General features: G+C 63.8%; 23 protein-coding genes. 5 read left to right on the top strand and 18 right to left on the bottom strand.

The features are described from left to right. Positions 1–54: 54 nt before the first annotated feature. Both ABB26_RS16040 and glmU read right to left on the bottom strand, forming a co-directional pair. On the bottom strand, positions 55–588 hold the full coding sequence (locus ABB26_RS16040; protein ID WP_057635718.1) for a GNAT family N-acetyltransferase: 534 nt from the start codon (positions 586–588) through the stop codon (positions 55–57). Then, positions 557–1,924, bottom strand: coding sequence for a bifunctional UDP-N-acetylglucosamine diphosphorylase/glucosamine-1-phosphate N-acetyltransferase GlmU (glmU, locus tag ABB26_RS16035; RefSeq protein WP_057635717.1), 1,368 nt, complete (start codon positions 1,922–1,924; stop codon positions 557–559). The genes ABB26_RS16040 and glmU overlap by 32 nt, the downstream gene beginning before the upstream one ends. Before the next feature lie 83 nt (positions 1,925–2,007). Between glmU and ABB26_RS16030 the strand changes: the two genes are divergently transcribed. The 3 genes from ABB26_RS16030 to ABB26_RS16020 all read left to right on the top strand — a co-directional run bounded on the left by ABB26_RS16030 (position 2,008) and on the right by ABB26_RS16020 (position 4,766). Next, on the top strand, positions 2,008–4,002 hold the full coding sequence (locus ABB26_RS16030) for a hypothetical protein (RefSeq protein ID WP_152982717.1): 1,995 nt from the start codon (positions 2,008–2,010) through the stop codon (positions 4,000–4,002). Then, positions 3,999–4,376 carry a GtrA family protein gene (locus ABB26_RS16025; protein WP_057635715.1) on the top strand — a complete coding sequence of 126 codons (378 nt, stop codon included), beginning with the start codon at positions 3,999–4,001 and terminating at the stop codon, positions 4,374–4,376. The genes ABB26_RS16030 and ABB26_RS16025 overlap by 4 nt, the downstream gene beginning before the upstream one ends. Before the next feature lie 108 nt (positions 4,377–4,484). Further along, positions 4,485–4,766: a glycosyltransferase family protein gene (locus ABB26_RS16020; protein WP_057635714.1), complete on the top strand. Its 282-nt coding sequence runs from the start codon at positions 4,485–4,487 to the stop codon at positions 4,764–4,766. A 198-nt stretch (positions 4,767–4,964) separates the two neighbouring features. Here the strand turns inward: ABB26_RS16020 and ABB26_RS16015 are convergent, their stop codons facing one another. The 9 genes from ABB26_RS16015 to ABB26_RS15975 all read right to left on the bottom strand — a co-directional run bounded on the left by ABB26_RS16015 (position 4,965) and on the right by ABB26_RS15975 (position 12,126). Next, positions 4,965–5,387, bottom strand: coding sequence for a F0F1 ATP synthase subunit epsilon (locus ABB26_RS16015; protein WP_057635713.1), 423 nt, complete (start codon positions 5,385–5,387; stop codon positions 4,965–4,967). A gap of 86 nt (positions 5,388–5,473) precedes the next feature. Next, positions 5,474–6,880, bottom strand: coding sequence for a F0F1 ATP synthase subunit beta (atpD, locus tag ABB26_RS16010; RefSeq protein WP_057635712.1), 1,407 nt, complete (start codon positions 6,878–6,880; stop codon positions 5,474–5,476). A 38-nt stretch (positions 6,881–6,918) separates the two neighbouring features. Continuing rightward, on the bottom strand, positions 6,919–7,782 hold the full coding sequence (atpG, locus tag ABB26_RS16005; RefSeq protein ID WP_057635711.1) for a F0F1 ATP synthase subunit gamma: 864 nt from the start codon (positions 7,780–7,782) through the stop codon (positions 6,919–6,921). 71 nt (positions 7,783–7,853) lie between these two features. Next, the gene (gene atpA / locus ABB26_RS16000) at positions 7,854–9,401 is read right to left on the bottom strand and encodes a F0F1 ATP synthase subunit alpha (protein WP_057635710.1); all 1,548 of its coding nucleotides are present in this window, start codon (positions 9,399–9,401) and stop codon (positions 7,854–7,856) included. Between the two features lie 45 nt (positions 9,402–9,446). Then, entirely contained in the window at positions 9,447–9,974 is a 528-nt protein-coding gene (locus ABB26_RS15995; protein WP_057635709.1) for a F0F1 ATP synthase subunit delta, read from the bottom strand. Positions 9,975–9,977: 3 nt separating this feature from the next. Further along, complete coding sequence (locus ABB26_RS15990; RefSeq protein WP_057635708.1) at positions 9,978–10,448, bottom strand: F0F1 ATP synthase subunit B; 471 nt, start codon at positions 10,446–10,448, stop codon at positions 9,978–9,980. 113 nt (positions 10,449–10,561) lie between these two features. Next, positions 10,562–10,864: a F0F1 ATP synthase subunit C gene (atpE, locus tag ABB26_RS15985; RefSeq protein WP_057635707.1), complete on the bottom strand. Its 303-nt coding sequence runs from the start codon at positions 10,862–10,864 to the stop codon at positions 10,562–10,564. A 73-nt stretch (positions 10,865–10,937) separates the two neighbouring features. Then, positions 10,938–11,735: a F0F1 ATP synthase subunit A gene (gene atpB, locus ABB26_RS15980; protein ID WP_057635706.1), complete on the bottom strand. Its 798-nt coding sequence runs from the start codon at positions 11,733–11,735 to the stop codon at positions 10,938–10,940. Between the two features lie 25 nt (positions 11,736–11,760). Then, positions 11,761–12,126 carry an ATP synthase subunit I gene (locus tag ABB26_RS15975; protein ID WP_211261981.1) on the bottom strand — a complete coding sequence of 122 codons (366 nt, stop codon included), beginning with the start codon at positions 12,124–12,126 and terminating at the stop codon, positions 11,761–11,763. Positions 12,127–12,545: 419 nt separating this feature from the next. Between ABB26_RS15975 and ABB26_RS15970 the strand changes: the two genes are divergently transcribed. Continuing rightward, positions 12,546–13,370 (top strand): porin, encoded by an 825-nt coding sequence (locus tag ABB26_RS15970; RefSeq protein ID WP_057635704.1) that lies wholly within the window; start codon positions 12,546–12,548, stop codon positions 13,368–13,370. A 175-nt stretch (positions 13,371–13,545) separates the two neighbouring features. On the opposite strand, the gene ABB26_RS15965 is transcribed toward ABB26_RS15970, so the two are convergent. Genes ABB26_RS15965 through ABB26_RS15945 form a run of 5 tightly spaced genes read right to left on the bottom strand, consistent with a single transcriptional unit; the run spans position 13,546 to position 19,248 of the window. Continuing rightward, positions 13,546–14,253, bottom strand: coding sequence for a DUF6624 domain-containing protein (locus ABB26_RS15965; protein ID WP_152982716.1), 708 nt, complete (start codon positions 14,251–14,253; stop codon positions 13,546–13,548). A 60-nt stretch (positions 14,254–14,313) separates the two neighbouring features. Then, entirely contained in the window at positions 14,314–16,455 is a 2,142-nt protein-coding gene (gene lpdA, locus ABB26_RS15960; RefSeq protein ID WP_083490883.1) for a dihydrolipoyl dehydrogenase, read from the bottom strand. A 16-nt stretch (positions 16,456–16,471) separates the two neighbouring features. Next, the gene (locus ABB26_RS15955; protein WP_057635702.1) at positions 16,472–17,128 is read right to left on the bottom strand and encodes a hypothetical protein; all 657 of its coding nucleotides are present in this window, start codon (positions 17,126–17,128) and stop codon (positions 16,472–16,474) included. Next, positions 17,128–18,654 (bottom strand): dihydrolipoyllysine-residue acetyltransferase, encoded by a 1,527-nt coding sequence (gene aceF, locus ABB26_RS15950; RefSeq protein ID WP_245626249.1) that lies wholly within the window; start codon positions 18,652–18,654, stop codon positions 17,128–17,130. Before aceF ends, ABB26_RS15955 begins: the two co-directional genes overlap by 1 nt. 39 nt (positions 18,655–18,693) lie before the next feature. Next, positions 18,694–19,248, bottom strand: a complete 555-nt coding sequence (locus ABB26_RS15945; RefSeq protein WP_425477270.1) for a DNA-deoxyinosine glycosylase — start codon at positions 19,246–19,248, stop codon at positions 18,694–18,696. A gap of 202 nt (positions 19,249–19,450) precedes the next feature. Between ABB26_RS15945 and ABB26_RS15940 the strand changes: the two genes are divergently transcribed. Then, on the top strand, positions 19,451–20,089 hold the full coding sequence (locus ABB26_RS15940; RefSeq protein ID WP_057635701.1) for an OmpW/AlkL family protein: 639 nt from the start codon (positions 19,451–19,453) through the stop codon (positions 20,087–20,089). Between the two features lie 182 nt (positions 20,090–20,271). Here the strand turns inward: ABB26_RS15940 and ABB26_RS15935 are convergent, their stop codons facing one another. Continuing rightward, positions 20,272–21,033 (bottom strand): YiiX/YebB-like N1pC/P60 family cysteine hydrolase, encoded by a 762-nt coding sequence (locus tag ABB26_RS15935; RefSeq protein WP_057635700.1) that lies wholly within the window; start codon positions 21,031–21,033, stop codon positions 20,272–20,274. A gap of 124 nt (positions 21,034–21,157) precedes the next feature. After that, complete coding sequence (locus tag ABB26_RS15930) at positions 21,158–21,721, bottom strand: CcdC protein domain-containing protein (RefSeq protein WP_057635699.1); 564 nt, start codon at positions 21,719–21,721, stop codon at positions 21,158–21,160. Between the last annotated feature and the right edge of the window lie 45 nt (positions 21,722–21,766).

Below are 21,766 nucleotides of genomic sequence, written 5' to 3'. Positions count from 1 at the left end.
GCGGAGCCATGCTCCGCTGCGGCCTTTGCCAACAATGCTGCCGCCATCGGCTGTTCAAAGCTCGCGCAGCATCGCCACGCGCAACTCCATCGGGAAGCCCGCAGCCGCCTCTTCGGCCATCACCCGGTGCATGCCGGTACGCCACGCATCACGCGGCCACACACGGAAGCCTTCGCCCGCGTAGAAGTCGGCATTCCATGGCACATCGCTCAACGTCGTCAGTACCGCACGGCAATGCCCACGTTCGACCGCCTGCCGCAGTGCATGCCGCAACAGCGCCCGCCCATGTCCCCTGCGGCCCTGTTCGGGCAGCACATCCATCTGTTGAACGTGGAAGTCGTCATCCAGTACGCCCGCCAGCAGATAGCCGGCCACGTCGCCGGCATCACTTTCAACCACCCACAACAACTGCTGCAGCATGCCCTGCTCAAACGCGGCCATCGGCGTCGGTGAAGCGGCGAACACCGTGTATGCCCGGTGCCCCCGCAGACGCTCACCCGCGCGCCGCTCGATCACGGGCAGCAGCGCGAGATCCTCACGCCGTGCCAGGCGCGGCTCAGCTTTTCTTGACGGGCCGTGACCAACCATCGATCGTCTGCTGGCGGCTGCGCGCCACGGTCAGCTTGTCGGATGGCGCGGTGCGGGTGATCACCGAGCCCGCGGCAATAGTGGCGCCATCTTCGAGCGTCACCGGCGCCACCAGCGAGCTGTTGGAACCGACGAACACCTTGTCACCGATGATGGTCTGGAACTTGTTCACACCGTCGTAGTTGCAGGTGATGGTGCCGGCGCCGATGTTGGTACCGCTGCCAATCACCGCATCGCCTAGATAGGTCAGATGGTTGGCCTTGCTGCCCTTGCCCAGGCTGACTTTCTTGGTCTCGACGAAGTTGCCCACATGCACCCCTTCGGCCAGCACCGTGCCCGGGCGCAGGCGGGCGAACGGGCCGATCTGCGCGGCACCTTCGGCGATCACACCTTCCAGATCGCAATGCGACCGTACCTTCGTCCCGGCACCCAGCTTGACGTCCTTCAGACGCACGAATGGACCGATGTGCACGCCATCGCCCAGTTCGACCTCGCCTTCCAGCATCACGTTGGCATCGATCTGTACATCGCGCCCCACCTTCACCGTGCCGCGCTGATCGAAGCGTGCCGGGTCCAGCAACCGCGCGCCCTGTTCGCATAGGGCCCTGGCCGCACGCAGCTGCCATGCACGTTCCAGCTGCGACAGCTGCCACGGATCATTCGCGCCTTCAGCTTCCTGCGCGTCGGCCACATACACCAGCTCGGCTGGCGTGTACTCCGACGCGGCGGAGGCGAACACGTCGGTCAGGTAGTACTCGCCCTGGGAATTGGCATTGGACAGCGACCCCAGCCAGCGTCGCAACGCCGTCGACTCGGCGGTAATGATGCCGGTGTTGATCGTGCGGATGCGCTTCTGCTCATCATTGGCGTCCTTCTGCTCGACGATGGCTGCCACCTTGCCCTCGGCATCGCGCAAGATGCGACCGTAACCGTTCGGGTTTTCCAGCTCGGCCACCAGCACCGCCAGGCGCGGCAAATCTGCCAGCAACGCCGCCAGTGTACCGGCACGCATCAGTGGTACATCGCCATACAGCACCAGCACCTGCGCGTTGTCAGGCACATCCGGCATGGCCTGCTGCACCGCATGGCCAGTACCCAGTTGTTCCTTCTGCTCAGCCCAGGTCAGATCCTGCTGGTCAGCAAACGCTGCCCGCACCGCTTCACCGCCGTGGCCATAGACCAAGTGGATCCCTGCCGGCTGCAGCTGGCGGGCAGTCGTGATCACGTGTGCCAGCATCGGCTGCCCCGCGATCGGTTGCAGCACCTTCGGCAACGCCGATTTCATGCGTTTGCCCGCGCCGGCGGCGAGGATGATTACGTGCAAGGGTTGGGTCATCGGCTCCACCTGACTAATTCGTCTGAAATGTTATGGTCGGCTGATAGCATAGGCGAACTCTGACATTTGCTCTGCAGGAAAGCATGGAAGCAGCAACTCAACGCATGGAACGCGTCCTGCTCGGGCTTGGCCCTTTGGCGGTATTGATCGGGCTTGCATCGCCCCACTTGTGGAAGCAATGGTCGCCCACCCGGATGACCGATCTGCTGTTGCTCGCACTGCCGGTCTGGGGCCTAGCATGGCTGCTGAGCCGCGTGCGCCGCAATCCGCAGGCCAACTGGCTGCTGTTGCTATGGGCGGTAATGCTTGTCGTCCTGGCTGGCCCCCTGTCGACACTGATGACCGCGGTGCTGGTCCTGGCGGCCATCGCACTGGGCGGAGTGTTGCTGCCACGGGGACCGGCTGCCTTGCAGGGCCTGCTCGGCATCCTGCTGCTGGCAGGTAGCGCCGGTTGGCTGCTGACCCTGCCGGTTCATTACAACTGGAGCTACCTGGTCCTCTGCATCGGTCTGGTGCTGCTGCGCCGGCGCGAGCTCATCAGCACGCTGCAAAGTGCGCGTACTGAATGGAAGGAAGCCGTCGACAGCAGCCCCCGGCTTGCCGCGTTCTGCGTGCTCGTCATCGGGCTTGCCACCGCCAGCTGCTGGCTGCCCACGATGCAGGAAGATGATCTGGCCTACCACCTGCGCCTGGCCTGGCAGCTGCAGCAGCAGGGGTTCTACGCGCCATCACCGGAGCATCAGGTCTGGGCGCTCGCGCCTTGGACCTCCGACGTGGTGCATGCCATCGCGCAATTGATGAGCGGCAGCGAAGCCCGCGGTCCGGTCAACATGTTCTGGCTGCTGACCCTGGCCTGCGGCCTGTGGCGTCTGAGCGCACATCTGGGCGCACCGGTGCCCGCCCGCTGGCTTGCGGCGGCGGTGGCCATCAGCCAGCCGATGACCACCGCCCTGGCCAGCGGCATGCAGACCGAGCTTCCCACTGCGGCAGCACTGACCTGGTTGTTCGCTTTGGTTGCCGGCCCACGCGATGGCAGCTTCCGTTTCTGGCTGGCGCTCGCGGTGCTCGCTGGCGGACTGATGAGCATCAAGACCACCTCGGCGGTGATGGCGCTGGTGCCGCTGCTGTGGGCACTGTTCCGCCATCCGTGGCCTTCATTGCCACGGATCGGCGCGGTCCTGGTGGTGGGCCTGCTGATTGCTGGCTCCAGCTACGTCCATGCCTACCTGCTGACCGGGAACCCGGTGCTGCCGTTGTTCAACGCCGTGTTCAAGTCGCCCTACTTCGCGCCGGTCAACTTCTTTGACGACCGCTGGTACACCGGCTTCGGGCCTTCGCTGTTCTGGGACATGAGCTTCCATACCCATCTCCATGATGGCGCCAATGACGGTGGCGGCAGCTTCCTGCTGATCGCACTTGCCGGTCCCTGGCTACTCGCGCTGCTCCACAGGCGTACGCGCATCGCCGCGATGGCTGCCACCTGCGTACTGGTGCTGCCGTTGATCCCTTTGCAGTACATGCGTTACGCCTATCCAGGCCTTGCGGTGTTGTCCGCCGTGCTGGTCAGCGCTGCCTTTTCGGTCGATGCGCGACGTGCAGCCTGGATCGCCGTCGGACTGTGCGTGCTGCAACTGGGCTTCCAGGCCAACGCTTACTGGACCCTGCGCTATGGTGCGATCAAACAGGCGGTGAAAGCCGCCGGCCGTGACGAACCGCTGTACAAGCGCTACGCCCCCGAACGCATCTTCGCCAGCCAGATCCGCAAGGCCGGCGGCCCAACCGGCAACGTATTGCTGCTGGACCCGGCCTACGGCTTCTTCGCCGAATTCGGTACGCGTGGGCGCAACATCAGCTGGTACTCACCCGCCATGCTTGCCGCTGCCGGCGAAGCCGACAAGGATCCCAGTGGCCAGGCCTGGATCACCTTGATGCGCCGCGAGAATGTGCATGACCTCATCCTGCGCACCAACAGCGTCACTCCAGCCCAGCGTGCAGCGCTGCACGCCGCGGGCGCCACGCAACGGGGAGCGATCAAGGACAGCGAATGGTGGTCGCTTCCAGAAGCCGGCAAGCAATGACATTGGCACGGCAAAGCTGGCTGTTCCTGCTGATGGGGTTCCTGCAATGGATCCTCGACTGGCTGGTGACGGTCGGGTTGAGTCATGCCGGCCTGTCGCTGGAAATCGCCAACGTCTGCGGTCGGCTCGCAGGTGCCATGTTCGGCTTCTGGTTGAACGGCACCTTCACCTTCTCCTCAAGCCAAGCACTGGGACGTCGGCAATTGCTGCGTTTCGCCATCGCCTGGGCAATGCTCACCCTCATCAGCACCTGGGTCGTCGGTTTCGTCGGGCACAACGTCGGCCTGGAAGCGGCCTGGCTGGCCAAACCACTGGTCGAGGCCGCACTCGCCGTCATCAGCTTCTTCATCTCGCGTCACTGGATCTATCACTGACTCCTTGAATCCACCCGCCGCACCGCCATCGTCATTCCCTGTTTCGGGGTCCGCGACCAGATCCTGCGGGTCATTGCCGGAATCGGCCCGATAGTTGGCTGGATCTATGTGGTCGATGAAGCCTGCCTGGAACAGGGCGGCGCCTGGTTCAAGACGAACTGCGCCAATCCGCGCGTGACCGTCCTCATCCATGCGCAGAACCAGGGGGGAGCCACACTGACCGGTTGCCGCCATGCCATCGGGTCCGGTGCCGAGGCGGCGGTCAAGCTCGACGGTGACGGACAGAGGGATCCGGCGCTGATCCTGCGCATCGCCGTGCCGCCGCTGGCCGGCCGGCCATGCCGACTATGCCAAGGGCTATCGCTTCCATCGCCTGACCTTCGTCCGTGACATGCCCTGCTGGGGGACCGACAGTCCACGGAGAGCGGCGCAGACGATTCATAAGCTGCGGCAGCAGACAAGCGCACAAAGCGCCCGCATGCACCGCCGCATCCTCCCATGACAACGGCCATGCATCGGACGAGGACAGAAGACACAAACAAAAACGCCGGCACTGGGCCGGCGTTTCTGCGTGCGCTGCGGGCAACCTCAGTGCTTGAGGGTACGGCGCAGACGCTCCAGCGCCTGCAGCTGCGCGGTGACTTCGGCCAGGCGCTGCTGTGCTTCGGCCAGTTCCATGGCTTCGCCACGGTTGGCGAGCACACGCTCGGCTTCTTCCTTGGCCTTGCGCACAGCGGCTTCGTCGATGTCGGTGGCGCGGATGGCGGTGTCGGCCAGCACGGTCACGACCTGCGGCTGAACTTCCAGGATGCCGCCGGAAATGGCGAAATCCAGATGCTCGCCAGCGGCGGTGGTGACAACCACCTTGCCCGGCTTCAGGCGGGTGATCAGCGGTGCATGCTTGGGCGCGATGCCCAGCTCGCCCAGCTCACCGGTGGCCACGACCAGGGTCGCTTCGCCGCTGTAGATCTGCTGCTCGGCACTGACGATGTCGCAACGGATGGTGCTCATGGAAATCTCTTCGCCTGGTTGGGTGGGCCTGCGCCCACCGCAGGTTGCCGCAGAGGCGGAGCACGCTCCGCCTTACTACGGAAGACTTAGGCCTTTTCGGCCATCTTCTTGGCCTTTTCGACCGCTTCTTCGATGCTGCCGACCATGTAGAACGCCTGCTCCGGCAGGTGGTCGTACTCGCCATCGACGATGGCCTTGAAGCCACGGATGGTGTCCTTCAGCGACACGTACTTGCCCGGCGAGCCGGTGAACACTTCGGCCACGTGGAACGGCTGGCTGAAGAAGCGCTCGATCTTGCGGGCGCGGGTCACGGCCTGCTTGTCTTCTTCGGACAGTTCGTCCATGCCCAGAATGGCGATGATGTCCTTCAGTTCCTTGTACTTCTGCAAGGTCTGCTGGACGCGCTGCGCGGTTTCGTAATGCTCGGTACCGATGACCTGCGGGTCCATCTGGCGCGAGGTCGAATCCAGCGGATCCACGGCCGGGTAGATACCCAGCGAGGCGATCGAACGCGACAGGGTCACGGTCGAATCCAAGTGGGCGAAGGTGGTGGCCGGCGACGGATCGGTCAAGTCATCGGCGGGCACGTACACGGCCTGGATCGAGGTGATCGAACCGGTCTTGGTCGAGGTGATGCGCTCCTGCAGGACGCCCATTTCCTCGGCCAGAGTCGGCTGGTAACCCACGGCCGACGGCATGCGGCCCAGCAGTGCCGACACTTCGGTACCGGCCAGCGTGTAGCGGTAGATGTTGTCCACGAACAGCAGCACGTCCTTGCCCTTGCCGCTGGCGTCCTTCTCGTCACGGAAGTACTCGGCCATGGTCAGGCCGGTCAGTGCGACGCGCAGACGGTTGCCCGGCGGCTCGTTCATCTGGCCGTACACCATCGCGACCTTGTCCAGGACGTTGGAGTCCTTCATCTCGTGGTAGAAGTCGTTGCCCTCACGGGTACGCTCACCCACGCCGGCGAACACGGACAGACCGCTGTGCGCCTTGGCGATGTTGTTGATCAGCTCCATCATGTTGACGGTCTTGCCGACGCCGGCGCCGCCGAACAGGCCGACCTTGCCGCCCTTGGCGAACGGGCACATCAGGTCGATCACCTTGATGCCGGTTTCCAGCAGCTCGGTGGAGGACGACTGGTCTTCATACGACGGAGCAGCACGGTGGATTTCCCACTTGTCCGAAGCGGCAACCGGGCCGGCTTCGTCGATCGGGCGACCCAGCACGTCCATGATGCGGCCCAGCGTGCCTGCACCGACCGGCACGGAAATGCCACGACCGGTATTGTTGGCAACCAGGCCACGCTTCAGGCCGTCGGTGGAGCCCAGCGCGATCGCGCGGACGATGCCGTCACCGAGCTGCTGCTGCACTTCCAGCGTGATTTCGGTGCCTTCCACCTGCAGCGCGTCGTACACACGCGGTACGTCGCTGCGCGGAAATTCGATGTCGACGACCGCGCCGATGATCTGAACGATCTTGCCCTGACTCATTGCTGCATCCTCTAAATGTGTGCTTTGAACGAACGCGATCAGACTGCTGCCGCGCCGCTGACGATTTCGGAGATTTCCTGGGTGATCGCTGCCTGGCGGGCCTTGTTGTAGACCAGCTGCAGGGTTCCGATCAGCTTGTTCGCGTTGTCGCTCGCCGCCTTCATCGCCACCATGCGTGCCGCATGCTCGGAAGCAACGTTCTCCAGCACGGCCTGGTACACCAGCGACTCGATGTAGCGGGTGATCACGTGCTCCAGCACGGTCGCCGCATCGGGTTCGTACAGGTAATCCCAGTCGTGCGAGGCCACCTGCGTCTCGCTGGCCGGCAACGGCAGCAGCTGATCGAAACTGGCCTTCTGCGTCATCGTATTGATGAAGCGGTTGTAGACCAGATACACGCGGTCAACCTTGCCTTCGGTGTAGGCATCGAGCATGACCTTGATCACGCCGATCAACGTTTCCAGCTGCGGGTTGTCACCGATATGGGTGACGCTGCCGACCATGTTCACGTTGACGCGACGGAAGAACACGCTGGCCTTCTGGCCCACGGTCACCATGTCGATCTCGGCGCCCTTTTCCTGCCAGCCACGCATTTCTGCCACGGCCTTGCGGAACAGGTTGTTGTTCAGGCCGCCAGCCAGACCGCGATCGGAAGAGATCACGATGTAACCCACGCGCTTGACGTTGTCACGCTCAACCAGGAACGGGTGCTGGAAATCGGTGCTGGCCTGGGCCAGGTGACCGATGACCTGCTTCATCGCCTGCGCGTACGGACGCGAGGTCTTCATCCGATCCTGCGCCTTGCGGATCTTGGAGGCCGAGACCATCTCGAGCGCGCGCGTCACCTTGCGGGTGTTCTGCACGCTCTTGATCTTGGTTTTGATTTCGCGTCCGCTTGCCATTTCTCGCTCGCTCTACTTACGTGGTTGAGGAGCGGCCGTGTGGCCGCTCCCTGCCGGTGCTCGCTTTGCGATTACCAGCTGCCAGTGGTCTTGAACTCGGAGATGCCCTTCTTGAAAGCGGCTTCGATCTCGTCGTTCCAGGCACCGGTGGCGTTGATCTTGGAGACCAGCTCACCTGCGGTGTTGGCGAAGTGCGCGTGCAGGCCGGCTTCGAAGCCGAGCAGCTTGTTGACCGGCACGTCGTCGAGGTAACCCTCGTTGACGGCGTAGATCGACAGCGCCTGGTCGGCGATCGGCATCGGTGCGTACTGCTTCTGCTTCATCAGCTCGGTGACGCGCTGACCGCGCTCCAGCTGCTTGCGGGTTGCTTCGTCCAGGTCCGAGGCGAACTGCGCGAACGCAGCCAGTTCACGGTACTGGGCCAGCGAGATACGAATGCCGCCGGACAGCTTCTTGATGATCTTGGTCTGGGCCGAACCACCCACGCGCGACACCGAGATACCGGCGTTGACGGCCGGACGGATACCGGCGTTGAACAGGTCGGTTTCCAGGAAGATCTGGCCGTCGGTGATCGAGATCACGTTGGTCGGAACGAACGCGGACACGTCGCCGGCCTGGGTTTCGATGATCGGCAGCGCGGTCAGCGAACCGGTCTTGCCGGTGACCTTGCCTTCAGTGAACTTCTCCACGTATTCCTCGGACACGCGAGCTGCGCGCTCGAGCAGACGGGAGTGCAGGTAGAACACGTCACCCGGGTAGGCTTCACGGCCCGGCGGGCGCTTGAGCAGCAGCGAGATCTGGCGGTAGGCAACGGCCTGCTTGGACAGATCGTCGTACACGATCAGGGCGTCTTCGCCGCGATCCATGAAGTACTCACCCATGGTGCAGCCGGAGTAGGCGCTGATGTACTGCATCGCGGCCGATTCCGAAGCGGTGGCAGCCACGACCACGGTGTGGGCCAGTGCGCCGTTCTCTTCCAGCTTGCGCACGATGTTGGCAACGGTCGAGGCCTTCTGGCCGATCGCCACGTACACGCACTTGATGCCGGTGCCCTTCTGGTTGATCACCGCATCGATGGCCATCGCGGTCTTGCCGGTCTGGCGGTCGCCGATGATCAGCTCACGCTGGCCACGGCCGATCGGGATCATGGAGTCGACCGACTTGTAACCGGTCTGCACCGGCTGGTCGACCGACTTGCGCCAGATCACGCCCGGAGCAACACGCTCCACCGGCGCGGTCAGCGAGGTGCCCAGCGGGCCCTTGCCGTCGATCGGCTCGCCCAGCGCATTCACCACGCGGCCGAGCATTTCCGGGCCAACCGGCACTTCCAGGATGCGGCCGGTGGTCTTGGCCACGTCGCCTTCGCGCAGGTGCTCGTAGTCACCCAGCACCACGGCGCCGACCGAGTCACGCTCCAGGTTCAGCGCCAGTGCGTAGGTGTTGTTCGGCAGTTCGATCATTTCGCCCTGCATCACGTCGGCCAGGCCGTAGATGCGCACGATGCCGTCGGACACCGAGGTGACGGTGCCTTCGTTGCGCGATTCCGCGGACAGGGCGACCTTCTCGATGCGGTTCTTGATCAGTTCGCTGATTTCGGAGGGGTTGAGCGTGGTAGCCATCGTCAAGTCCTAGTGCCGGCAATCAAGCCGGACGTTAAATTGAATTCAGTGTGCGAGCGCGGTCTGCAGGCGCGACAGCTTGCCCTTGAGCGAACCATCGATGACCACATTGCCGGCGTCGATCACGGCGCCGCCGATCAGCGAAGCGTCCACCGCGGTCGATACCTCGACGTCGCGGCCGAAGCGCTTGCGCAGCGCGGCCTTGATCTTTTCCAGCTCGTCTGCCGACAGTTCGGCAGCCGAAGTCACCGTGGCCTTGAGCACGTTCTCGGCTTCGGCGCGCAGCTGGTCGAACAGCCCGGAGATTTCCGGCAGCAGCTGCAGGCGGTGTGCCTCGGCCAGCAACCCCAGGAAGCGGGTGTAGGTTTCACCTGCCGCCTCCGGAGTCAGCAGAGCGACGGCGTCGCCGCGGCTCAGCTGAGGATTGGACAGCAGGGCCGACACGCGCGGATCGGCGGCAACGTGGGCGGAGAACGCAAGCGCGTCCGACCACGGCGCGAACTTGCCATCCTCGCGCGCAATCGCGAAAGCGGCGCGGGCATACGGGCGGGCAAGCGTGAGGGCCTGGCTCATCTATCAGATCTCCGCGGCCAGCTCGTCGAGCAGCGCCTTGTGGGCGTTGGCGTCGATTTCGCGCTTGAGCAGCTTCTCGGCACCGGTCACAGCCAGCGCGGCTACCTGCTTGCGCAGATCTTCGCGGGCGCGATTGGCGGCAGCGTCGATTTCAGCCTTGGCCAGGTCTTTCTGACGGTTGGCTTCGGCGACGGCTTCGTTCTTGGCGGCTTCAACGATCTGGTTGGCACGGACATGAGCCTGATCGATGATTTCGTTGGCCTTGCCACGAGCGTCCTTCAACGCTTCGTTGACCTTTTCCTGCGTCTGGGCCAGATCTTTCTGGCTGCGATCGGCAGCGGCCAGACCTTCAGCGATCTTCTGCTGACGCTCTTCGATAGCCTTCATCAACGGCGGCCAGATCTTGGTCGCGATGATCCAGATCAGCGCGGCAAAGGCCAGGGCCTGTGCAATGAGGGTGAAATTGATATTCATGGATTAGCTCAGTCGCTGGTGTCGGGGGGTGGTTGCGCCGCCGGGGCGACGCAACCGAACCTTCATCCGAAGCCGGATGCCCGAAGGCACCCGGCCGTCTCACTGCAGCCGGATCAGCCTGCCAGCTTGGCGGCTTCGGCCAGCAGCGTCGAGGCCAGCGGGTTGGCGAAAGCCAGCAGCAGGCCAACGGCGACCGAGATGATGAACGCGGCGTCGATCAGGCCGGCGGTGATGAACATGCGGACCTGCAGGACCGGGATCAGTTCCGGCTGGCGAGCGGCCGACTCCAGGAACTTACCGGACATGATGGCCAGACCGAGGCCAGCGCCCAGCGCGGCCAGGCCGATCATGATGCCAACGGCGAGGGCAGTGGAGCTCTGAACTTGGGCGAGGTTGGTCAGGACGGCGAAGTACATGGTTATCTCCAGGAACTTAAGTAGCTAAGGGTGATGAAACGGATGAAGGTTGAAACTGGTTGAAGCTTGGAACTCAGTGACTGTCTTCCGACAGGCTCAAGTACACGATGGACAGCATCATGAAGATGAATGCCTGCAGCGGGATCACCAGCAGATGGAACAGCATCCAGCCCAGGCCGAATGCACCACCGGCAATGGCGCCGAAGAAACCGGCACCACCCAGCACCCAGATCAGCAGGAAAACGATTTCGCCGCCGAACATGTTGCCGAACAGTCGCATCGCCAGAGAAATCGGCTTGCTCAGCCACTCGACGATGTTGAGGATCAGGTTGAACGGCATCATCCACTTGCCGAACGGGGCCGTCAGGAATTCCTTGATGAAACCCAGCACGCCCTTGGACTTGAGCGAGAAGAAGATCATCAGGAAGAACACGCTGATCGACATGCCCAGGGTGGCATTGACGTCGGCGGTCGGTACCGGCTTCCAGTAGTGGACGCCTGCCCATTCCAGCGGCTTGGAGATGAAGTCGGCCGGGATCATCTTGATGAGGTTCATCAACAGGATCCAGAAGAAGATGGTGATCGCGATCGGCGTCACCAGCTTGCTCTTGCCGTGATAGGTGTCCTTGGCCTGGCGGTCAACGAACTCCAGGCAGATTTCGACGAAGGCCTGCCACTTGCCCGGCACACCTGCCGTGGCCTTGCGGGTTGCCATCCAGAACGCGAACACCATCAGCAGGCCCATCAGGACTGCGGTAACGATGGTGTCAACGTGGATCGTCCAGAAACCACCGCCCTCACCGACCGGAGCGGTCAGGTTCTGCAAGTGATGCTGGATGTAGCTGGTAGGAGTTAGAGCCTCGCCCGCCATGTGTCCGTAACCTTTATGAATTCGATCAACGTCTGGCCAGAGCCAGGACTTGGAACATCATTCCCACCGCCAAACCCGCGAACAGCGGCAGCGCGGGAAGCTTCACCCAGACAAGGCCAATTGCAAACACGGCGATGACCAGTACCCATTTCAGCAACATCGCCAGAATCAGGCGCATCATTGCTGAACCAGCAGCCTGAACGCCGCCACCCAGTGCCATACGGGCTGAAATCCAGCCCCCTGCCACCACTGCCAGACCGGACGCCGCAGCGCCGATGGCGTACTTAGGCCCCACGAAGAGGAAGGCCAGAGCCAGGACAGCCACTGCTGCCAGCGGGTAGACCGCGGCGCGCAACATCAGTCGCCGACCCGCGTCAACGGAGTTCAGCACGTCAAAGTGTCCTGCAAGGTGAAAGTGGGAACCGAATCGCGCGAAGGCGCCTCGTCGAGCCGCGAAAGTATAACAGTGAGACATTTTGAGAGACAACCGGCATCTGGCATCCCTTTTGACTATGCAAGTTGCCGCAATTTCAGGATTTTTCCCCCGCCGGCCGCTTCCAGCAGCCGCCGGATGCCGCAATGCAGCAGCGGGAACTTCCTGCTGGCGGCCCTGTCTGACCCCTGCGTCTGTCGCCATTACTCGTCGATGGCGGCGGATCCGGGTGAGGTGGTGCTGTCAGTGCCCTGCAGCACCACCTCACCGCATTCACTCTCCGGCTTCCGTGCACATCGCGTACACGCGTGGTCACGCCGACAGTACGCACGACCCACGATGGTCTTTGCTTTCACGCAACACGAAGGCAAAAAGCAATGCGCAAACTCCGCTTCATTCCAGCACTCGCTCCCTGCGCACTGGCGCTGGGTCTGTTCAGCGCAGCAGCGGCGCACGCCGCAGAAGCAGACCCACGCTTCACGCTGCGCCTGGGGGCGATGAACATCGACACCGACAACACGATCCGCGGCAGCACCCGCATCGGCGGCCAGAATGTCGACCTGTCCGAGGATTTCAGCATGGGCGGCAAGGAGTGGGAGCCGCGCGTGGATGGCATGTTCCGCATCAGCGACCGGCAGCGCGTGATCTTCGACTATTTCAAGTACGACAAGGATCGCCGCGAGACGCTCGGCGACACCGTCAGTTACGGCGACACCACGGTGCCGGCCGGCAGCTTCGTCAAGGGCGAACTGAAGTACCAGGTGGCCACACTGGTCTATGACTATTCGGTGGTGGACGGCGAGACGTTCGATTTCGGCCTGCAACTGGGTGCCGAGTACGCCAAGATCAGCGCAGATGCCTATGCCAATCTTGGCGATCTCTACCAGGGCCGCTTCATCAATGAGAAAGCCGACGGCATCGCCCCGGTTGTCGGTGCACGCGTGACCTTCACGCCGTCCGAGCATTGGATGATCAACCTGCAGGGGCAGTACCTCAACACGCGCTGGGGCAACTTCGACGACTACAAGGGCGATCTGAGTCGCGCCAATGCCATCGTGCAGTACAACTTCAACAAGAACTTCGGCATCTTCGCCGGCTATGACTGGTTCAAGCTGGATGCCGACAAGCGCGGCAGCGACGGCGTGATTGGCCTGAAACAGGAGTTCAAGGGCCCACTGGCCGGCGTAAGCCTGTCGTTCTGAGCCTGTGCGGCGTGCCGAGCCATGCCCGGCACGCGTGCTCATCGACCACGCCCAGACGGAGCGTGGCTCCGCTCCAGCGGATGCGGCACAGCGGAGCGCTGCAACATCGGACATCACACCGCATACGAGGCCGGGACTGCGTCCCGGCCTGCTTCGCTACGGCACGGGTCGCACGCTACCGCAGCTTGCCATCCGCATCTGTCGGCGGTGGCGGGAACATCTGAGCGGCGACGCAGAGGTAGTCGGCAAGCGGCATCTGCCCCAGTCGAGCACGACGTTGGTCGACCTGCTCCGGCGCTTCCATCGGCTTGGGCTCCCACTTGCCGTTGATGGCGGCCAACTGGCTGCCATAGCGCTGCGGCGCTCCGGCGTTCACCAGCACGCGATCGGTCAGCAGTGCAATCTCGCGCGAGGAAACCTCACCGCTCTCCACCAGCGGCATGATCCTGTCCAGCACCTGCTGCTGGAATGCCGGATCACGATCAGCATGCTGCACGAGCAGCCAGGCGGCCGATACACCATCCGCACCCACCTGGCGTGCGCCCGGCAGGCTGCCATGATTGGCGACGATCTTCTTGATCTTCGGCAGATTCGCCGCGTCCACGGCGAGCATCTTCTCAATCATCGGCGGCGACCAGTCACCCTCGCGCGCTTGTTGATCGATACGCATCATTTCCAGCAGCTGCTCGCGCAGCTGCGGCTCCGAAGGCACGATGCCGACCAGCTTCTGCGCCTGCTCCTGCCCGCGCACCTTTTCAGCCTGGACGAAGACCGCAGCGCCCGGGCATTGCAACAACGCTGCCGCCAGTTTGGGATCTTCATCCTGCGCGCTTGCCACGCCTGCAGTTGCCAACAACGTCGCTGCTATAAACAGTCGCAACATTCCCTTGCTCCTTCCCATCAGCAGAAACAACGACGCCCCGGTGAAGGGGCGTCGTGTGGATCACTTCTTTTTCGGGATGTACAGATCGGTGATGGTGCCGTCGTAAATCTCCGAGGCCATCGCCACCGACTCACTCAGGGTCGGGTGGGCGTGGATGGTGTGTCCGATGTCCTCGGCTTCGGCACCCATCTCGATGGCCAGGCCGATCTCGGCCAGCAATTCACCGGCATGCACGCCGACGATGGCGCCACCGATGACGCGGTGGGTTTCTTCGTCGAAGATCAGCTTGGTGAAGCCTTCGGTGCGACCGATGCCGATGGCGCGGCCGCTGGCCGCCCACGGGAACTTGGCCACGCCGACCTTCAAGCCCTTGGCCTTGGCCTCGGTCTCGGTGACGCCGACCCACGCGATTTCCGGGTTGGTGTAGGCCACCGACGGGATCACCCGCGCCACCCACTCCTTCTTCTCGCCGAAGGCCACTTCAGCCGCCAGCTTGCCTTCGTGCGTGGCCTTGTGGGCCAGCATCGGGTTACCGACGATGTCGCCGATGGCGAAGATGTGCGGCACGTTGGTGCGCATCTGGCGATCCACCGGGATGAAGCCACGGTCGGTCACTTCCACGCCGGCCTTGTCGGCATCGATCTTCTTGCCGTTGGCCGAACGGCCGACGGCCACCAGCACGCGATCGAAGGTGCCGCTTTCCATCGCCGGCTTTTCGCCCTCGGTGGCGGCTTCGAAGGTCACGGTAATGCCCTTCTTGTCGGCGCTGACGCCCGACGCCTTGGTCTTCAGGTGGACTTCGATGCCCTGCTTCTTCAGGCGGTCAGCCAGCGGCTTGACCAGGTCCTTGTCGGCGCCCGGCATCAGCTGATCCATGAACTCGACCACGGTGACCTTGGCACCCAGCGCGCTGTACACGGTGGCCATCTCCAGGCCGATGATGCCGCCGCCGACGACCAGCAGCGAGCCCGGCACTTCGGCCAGCTCCAGCGCATCGGTGGAGTCCATCACACGCTTGTCGTCCCACGGGAAGTTCGGCAGCTTCACCGCCTGCGAACCGGCCGCGATGACGCACTGTTCGAAGCGCAGCAGCTGGGTCTTGCCGTCGTCGGCGGTGATCTCCAGCTCGTTGGCCGAAACAAACTTGGCCACGCCCTGCACGGTGCGGATCTTGCGCTGCTTGGCCATGCCGGCAAGGCCCTTGGTCAGCTGACCGACGACCTTTTCCTTGTACTCACGCAGCTTGTCCAGGCTGATCTTCGGCGCACCGTAGTCGATGCCCAGTTCACTGGCGTGCGCGGCGTGGTCGATGATCTCGGCGGCGTGCAGCAGCGCCTTGGACGGGATGCAGCCGACATTGAGGCAGACGCCGCCGAGGCTGGCGTAGCGCTCGATCAACACGGTGTCCATGCCCAGGTCGGCCGAACGGAATGCGGCGGTGTAACCGCCCGGGCCAGCACCCAGCACCACCAGGCGGCACTCGATGTCGGCCTTGCGACCACTGGACGGCAGTGCCTTGGCAGCAACAGCCGGATCGGGCGCGCGGTGCGACGGCGTCACCGGCGGCTTGCTGCCCGGCGCGGCCTTGTTGGCCGGGGCAGCCGCTGCGGCGCCCTCGGCCTCCAGGATCACCACCACATCGCCCTCGGATAACTTGTCGTCGAGCTTGACCTTGATTTCCTTGACCACGCCCGCCGCCGAAGACGGCACTTCCAGCGTCGCCTTGTCCGATTCCAGCGTGAGCAGGCCTTGGTCCTTGACCACCGTGTCACCCACAGCCACCAGGATCTCGATCACCGGCACGGCGCTGTAATCACCGATGTCCGGCACCTTCACTTCCACCGTACCGGTGGCAGCCGGTGCGCTGGCCGCAACCGGAGCGGCAGCAGGCTGCGCCACCGGAGCCGGCGTCGCGGCGGCTGCCGCGGCAGGCGCAGACGCGGCGACCGGAGCGGCGGCTTCGCCTGCTGCTTCCAGAATCACCACCACGTCGCCTTCGGACAGCTTGTCGTCAAGCTTGACCTTGATTTCCTTGACCACGCCGGCGGCCGAGGACGGCACCTCCAGCGTTGCCTTGTCCGATTCCAACGTGACCAGGCCCTGATCCTTGACCACCGTGTCGCCCACCGCGACCAGGATTTCGATCACCGGCACATTGTCGTAATCACCAATGTCCGGAACCTTGATTTCAATCGTCGCCATTGTTTTCTCCTGGGGCTCAGCCGGCGTCTTCGCCGGAGAACCGGTTGTGCATCTTGTCGAGCGCGCGTTCGATGGCCTCGTAGCGCTTCTCGTACTTTTTGTCTTTGCTGTGTGCCAGTTCGGTCAGCAGTGCGGCCTGTTCCAGCAACGCCTCCAGCTGGCCGCAGCCCGGCCGCAGCCCGCTGTAACGCTCGCCGTTGACGGTGAAGGACACCACCTCACCGTCAGTGACCGGCGCACGCGCCGCCACTTCCGGCGTGGACAACGCCTGTGCCCAGACGGCGACCACACGCTGCGCCAGTGCATCCGGCAACGGTGCCTGTGCGAACGCCGGGCTCTGATCCAGGCGCAGGTTCACCCCTGCCCGGCTGGCACCGCTGTTCCAGCTGTAGATGCGTTTTTCGGCCAGCCCTGCCAGCACGGTCCATTGACCGTTGCCTGCATCGCGACGCAGCAGCACCTGCGATTCCTCGCCACGCGCCGGCAACATCAGCAATGACAGCTCATCCTCGGCCTGCCCGCCCAGCAACTGCGACGCCGCCTGGCCGTAGTTGCCCACGGCCGGCGGCCAGCCTTCACCCACCACCGGCTCGCACTGGCGTGCAGCCAGTGCCGGCACAGCCAGCACCGCAAGCAGTGCGGCCAGCAACGCGCGCTTTGGCGCGGTACGCATCACAGGAGGACGCGACGCATGTCGGCCAGCACCTGCGACAGGTACGTGGTGAAGCGTGCCGCCAGCGCGCCGTCGATGACGCGGTGGTCGTAGCTCAGCGACAACGGCAGCATCAGCTTCGGTGCGAATTCCTTGCCGTTCCAGACCGGCTGGATCGACGACTTGGATACACCGAGAATGGCCACTTCCGGCGCATTGACGATCGGCGTGAACGCGGTGCCACCGATGCCGCCCAGCGAGCTGATCGAGAAGCAACCGCCGCTCATGTCCGCCGGGCCCAGCTTGCCGTCACGCGCCTTCTTGGCCAGTTCGCCGGATTCCTGCGCGATCTGCACCACGCCCTTCTTGTCGACGTCGCGGATGACCGGCACCACCAGACCACTCGGCGTGTCGGCAGCAAAGCCGATGTTGAAGTACTTCTTCAGGGTGAGGTTTTCGCCGCTGGCATCCAGCGAGGCATTGAACTCGGGGAACTTCTTCAGCGCCGCGGCACTGGCCTTGACCAGGAAGGCGAGCATGGTCAGCTTGATGCCGGCCTTCTCGTTTTCCTTGTTCAGCGCCACGCGCAGGGCTTCCAGATCGGTGATGTCCGCCTGTTCGAACTGGGTGACGTGCGGAATCATTGCCCAGTTGCGGGCCAGGTTGGCGCCGGAAATCTTCTTGATGCGCGACAGCGGCTGGACTTCGACCTCGCCGAACTTGCTGAAGTCCACCTTCGGCCACGGCAGCAGGTTCAGGCCACCACCGGCAGCCGCCGGCGCAGCACCGGCAACCGCGACGCCACCGCTCAGCACGCCCTTGACGAACTTCTGCACGTCGTCCCGGGTGATGCGGCCACCCTTCTCGGTGCCCGACACCTGATCCAGGTCCACGCCCAGCTCGCGGGCGAACACGCGCACCGCCGGGCTGGCATACGGCACCTTGGACGGCAGCACGCCTTCGGCGTTGAACTGCACCGGCGGGCTGGCCGGCTTGCTGGTCGGCAACGCGGCTTCCTGCTGGATTTCACGCTGGGCCAGCTTGTCCGGGACCCGGGCCACGGCCACCGGCTCGACCTTGGCGCCGGTTTCGGCGGTCGCTTCGACCTTGGCCGGAGCGGCCGGAGCAGCGGCAGCGGCGGGCTTGGCGCTCTCCTCGGCCACTTCGATCAGCGCCACCACCTTGCCCTCGGACAGGTTGTCGCCGACCTTGACCTTGATTTCCTTGACCACGCCGGACACCGACGAGGGCACTTCCATCGTGGCCTTGTCCGATTCCAGCGTGACCAGACCCTGGTCCTTCTTGACCGTATCGCCGACGGCGACCAGCACTTCGATCACCGGAATGTCGCTGTAGTCACCGATATCGGGGACAAGTGCTTCCTTGATTTCGGCCATGAAACTACTCCAGCAACAGTGAGGGAATCCTCTATTGTGGCGTCCCCGGGCCGTAGCGCCAACCGCTACTGCTGAATTCGCCTGCGTATGTCCCCGGTCAGGTGCAAGCCACCGCCGGCAGGGCTTCGGGCTTGCTGCAACGGGATCCACGCCATCTGACCTGCCGGTTGTCTCCGATGTCCTGCCCGGTCAGCCACCACAGTGCCGCGTAGTGGGCGGTTCCGGCTCGCCCAGCCATGGGCGCAACTGGCCCCATGCCTCCAGCAGGCGCGGCAATGACCAGGCCGCGTTGGCCGGACTGGTCGATGGCAGCGCCAGCACCGGCAACGCAGCCGCCACAACCGGCAAAGCCGGCTGCACCCATCGCTGGAACGCAGCGTGTGCCGCGCCGCCATTGCAGGCGATCACCTGCAGGGCGGGCAAGCCGGCAATCAGCGCGGGCAACGGATTGGCAACTTCGCTGCCGCGCACGATCGCCGCATCGAGACTGCCGCTGCGCTGGCATTGACCAATGACATCCCACACCCCGGCACCTGCACGCTGCAGATGCTGCATGCGTTGCGTGTAGTCCGAGGTTGCATCGAATCCGCACAACGCCGCCATCACCGGCCAGAAGCGATTACGTGGATGCGCGTAGTAACGCGCTTCGTGCAGGGAAACCGCACCGGGCATCGAACCCAGCACCAGCACGCGACATTGCGTGTTCACCTGCGCAGGCAAGCCCTGCAGGATCACAGCACTCATCACGCGCACCACAACTTCGTGAACAACCGTATCCCACGCGTGCATGTGTCCATCGGATTCCTCTCAAATTTGCTGAACACGAACATAGCGAAATTTCCCTGCGTACAGCGCGATTCATCTTCGCATCGCTACGGTCTACACGCCCCGCGACGAGGGCCTCGACAACAACGATAGTCCCGATAGTGAGACTGAGGAGTCCGTTATGCGTTCGATCAAAATTCTGAGCCTTGCCACCGTTACCGCGCTTGCGCTGTCTTCCACTGCGTTCGCGCAGGATGCAAGCGGCGACACCGCTTCGGGCAAGCATTTTGCCGTGGTTGGCGGCATCACCTTGCTGCAGCCCAAGAGCGATCCGATCAACGGCATCGACAAGTTCGATGGTGGCCCGGCACCGACCGTGAGCGCCAGCTACTACTTCAACGACAACATCGCCGTTGAACTGTGGGGCGCCGTGGACAAGTTCAACCACCGCGTACGCACCGACGGCGGCGCCAAGGCCGGTACGGTCGAGCAGCAGCCGATCGCGCTGAGTGCGCAGTACCATTTCGGCGCTGCGGACAACACCTTCCGTCCGTTCGTGGGCCTGGGCTACTACGAGTCGAACTTCAGCAACGAGAAGATCGATGGCCTGTCTGACAGCGGCAACCATGTCGGCGTCGAAACCGCCAAGGGTGCGATCGGCACCGTCGGTGTGGACATGAACATCAACTCCACCTGGTTCGCCCGCGCCGATGCACGTTACATGCACGCCCGCCCGGACCTGCGTGTCGGTGGCCAGAGCGCCGAAGAGCTGAAGATGGATCCGTGGACCGTGGGCTTCGGCATCGGCGCACGTTTCTGATCGCAGCAGCAATGCTGTAAGCGTTACATCTACAGGCACGGATCGTTCGCGATCCGTGCCTGTTTTGCATTCAGTGTTTTCAATGTGCAGCTGGCGATGGCGCGGCTGCTCCACGCATCACGCTTCAACAGCTGCGTCCGCTTCCTGCGCAGTTCCACCACATCACCCTAAACCGGCCTGGATCACGGACTGCCGTCGTCGCTCCATTGCAGCGCGAGATAGTCGAAATTGGTCTGCAGACGGGGTTTGACGATATCGAAGAAGGGCGACACGTCGAAGTCGCGCGGGGTGTACAGGCTGTAGTTGCGGATGTGCAGGATTTCCTGCCGCTGCTGTCTCGCACCGGCCTGTGCGGACACCGTTTCGATCTCGGGCAGGATCGGATAACGGATCGATTCGAACGCCTGCGCCAGCAGCGTCGAACAGATCGCCTTGGTCGGCTCACCGCTGCCCAGTGCGATCAGGCGTCGGCGCAGGTGCCCGGGCACCGGCGGTTGCCGGATCAGGTAGCGGGCCAGGTCGAACACGTTCTTCAGATCGTAGCTGTAGCCGATGCGGGCGCGCATGAAGCCCACCAGCTGCTCCACCACGGCCGGCGCCAGCCCCTGCGGCCGGCAGATGCGGGTGTGCTGATGGGCGAATTCGCTGAGCGGAATCCGCCGCACACCCTCCTCGACGTCCACGTCGATCATCATCGGCTGCGGCTTGCCGCCTTCCACCAGCGGTTCCTCGCCGATGTACAGCGCCGCATGTGACCAGGTGGATTGGCTGAGGTACTTGATCGCGGTGGAGAAGCGGCTGTTGCCTTCCACCAGCAGCACGTCGCCGCGCCGCAGGGTGCGCAGCAACAACGCCGGATCGCTGGTGGAGGGCCGCGCCTGGTTGCGTCGGGGTTGCGCCAGGAAATGCGCCAGGCGCCGCCCAAGAAAACTCAACAAGCCCATTGCACGACCTCCCGGAACCGTGGTGCCAGCGTAATGGCTGCACGGCCCTGCCGCCATGCTGCCGTCGCCTGCGCTCAGCGGAGGAAGATGCGCCGCTTCCACAACCGCTGCATGCAAACAACGTTCAGTGCGGGCTGCGGTCGTAGCCGCGATAGCGCTGGTGATGCCGTACCCTGCGCCGCAACAACAGCGCGTACATGCCGGCGTAGCCCAGCAGCACCGCGGCCATTGCCAACAGGCCGGCATGACTGAGCCAACCGCTCTGCGGCCACGGCACACCACGCATCGAGGCTTGCCAGCCCTGCAGCATGCCCGCCACCACGCGCACCAGGATCATCAATGTCAGCCCCAGCACCAGCCAGGTGTTGGGTTTGTAGAACAAGGTTTGCGCACCAGCCTCGAAGCGGGTCAGTGCATACCCCAACGCACCCAGCGCGAGCCCCACCAGCCAGCCCAGTGCGGCATGGCCCCAGGCGCCCGGCCACCAGAAGCCGGCAATGATGGCAAAAATGGCAAACAGCGCCGTGGACACCAGGGTGCCCCACAGATTGAAGGTGACCAGCCATGGCCGCGCCTGACGGCGCGCCCCACTGCTGCGGAAGCGTTGCCACAGTGACAGCGGCAGCAGCATCAGCAGGACCGCCAGGAACACCAGCAGGGCGAGTGGCAAGGCAAGAAGCAGTGGCATGGCGACGTGATCCGTTGACGCCGCGCGATCAACGCGAATGCGGCG

Origin of the sequence: Stenotrophomonas humi (assembly GCF_001431415.1) — a bacterium.
Classification (GTDB): domain Bacteria; phylum Pseudomonadota; class Gammaproteobacteria; order Xanthomonadales; family Xanthomonadaceae; genus Stenotrophomonas; species Stenotrophomonas humi.
This window is presented reverse-complemented; position numbering and strand designations above follow the sequence as displayed.

Excerpts from the sequence above, each read along its gene's own strand:
- lpdA (WP_083490883.1), bottom strand. The coding sequence starts at position 16,455 with ATGGCGACGATTGAAATCAAGGTTCCGGACATTGGTGATTACGACAAT.
- atpG (WP_057635711.1), bottom strand. The coding sequence starts at position 7,782 with ATGGCAAGCGGACGCGAAATCAAAACCAAGATCAAGAGCGTGCAGAAC.
- ABB26_RS15940 (WP_057635701.1), top strand. The coding sequence starts at position 19,451 with ATGCGTTCGATCAAAATTCTGAGCCTTGCCACCGTTACCGCGCTTGCG.
- ABB26_RS16015 (WP_057635713.1), bottom strand. The coding sequence starts at position 5,387 with ATGAGCACCATCCGTTGCGACATCGTCAGTGCCGAGCAGCAGATCTAC.
- glmU (WP_057635717.1), bottom strand. The coding sequence starts at position 1,924 with ATGACCCAACCCTTGCACGTAATCATCCTCGCCGCCGGCGCGGGCAAA.
- ABB26_RS15990 (WP_057635708.1), bottom strand. The coding sequence starts at position 10,448 with ATGAATATCAATTTCACCCTCATTGCACAGGCCCTGGCCTTTGCCGCG.
- atpE (WP_057635707.1), bottom strand. The coding sequence starts at position 10,864 with ATGTACTTCGCCGTCCTGACCAACCTCGCCCAAGTTCAGAGCTCCACT.
- ABB26_RS16030 (WP_152982717.1), top strand. The coding sequence starts at position 2,008 with ATGGAAGCAGCAACTCAACGCATGGAACGCGTCCTGCTCGGGCTTGGC.
- atpA (WP_057635710.1), bottom strand. The coding sequence starts at position 9,401 with ATGGCTACCACGCTCAACCCCTCCGAAATCAGCGAACTGATCAAGAAC.
- atpD (WP_057635712.1), bottom strand. The coding sequence starts at position 6,880 with ATGAGTCAGGGCAAGATCGTTCAGATCATCGGCGCGGTCGTCGACATC.
- ABB26_RS16040 (WP_057635718.1), bottom strand. The coding sequence starts at position 588 with ATGGTTGGTCACGGCCCGTCAAGAAAAGCTGAGCCGCGCCTGGCACGG.
- ABB26_RS15955 (WP_057635702.1), bottom strand. The coding sequence starts at position 17,128 with ATGCGTACCGCGCCAAAGCGCGCGTTGCTGGCCGCACTGCTTGCGGTG.
- ABB26_RS15970 (WP_057635704.1), top strand. The coding sequence starts at position 12,546 with ATGCGCAAACTCCGCTTCATTCCAGCACTCGCTCCCTGCGCACTGGCG.
- ABB26_RS15935 (WP_057635700.1), bottom strand. The coding sequence starts at position 21,033 with ATGGGCTTGTTGAGTTTTCTTGGGCGGCGCCTGGCGCATTTCCTGGCG.
- atpB (WP_057635706.1), bottom strand. The coding sequence starts at position 11,735 with ATGGCGGGCGAGGCTCTAACTCCTACCAGCTACATCCAGCATCACTTG.
- ABB26_RS15995 (WP_057635709.1), bottom strand. The coding sequence starts at position 9,974 with ATGAGCCAGGCCCTCACGCTTGCCCGCCCGTATGCCCGCGCCGCTTTC.
- ABB26_RS16025 (WP_057635715.1), top strand. The coding sequence starts at position 3,999 with ATGACATTGGCACGGCAAAGCTGGCTGTTCCTGCTGATGGGGTTCCTG.
- ABB26_RS15930 (WP_057635699.1), bottom strand. The coding sequence starts at position 21,721 with ATGCCACTGCTTCTTGCCTTGCCACTCGCCCTGCTGGTGTTCCTGGCG.
- ABB26_RS15945 (WP_425477270.1), bottom strand. The coding sequence starts at position 19,248 with ATGAGTGCTGTGATCCTGCAGGGCTTGCCTGCGCAGGTGAACACGCAA.
- ABB26_RS15965 (WP_152982716.1), bottom strand. The coding sequence starts at position 14,253 with ATGTTGCGACTGTTTATAGCAGCGACGTTGTTGGCAACTGCAGGCGTG.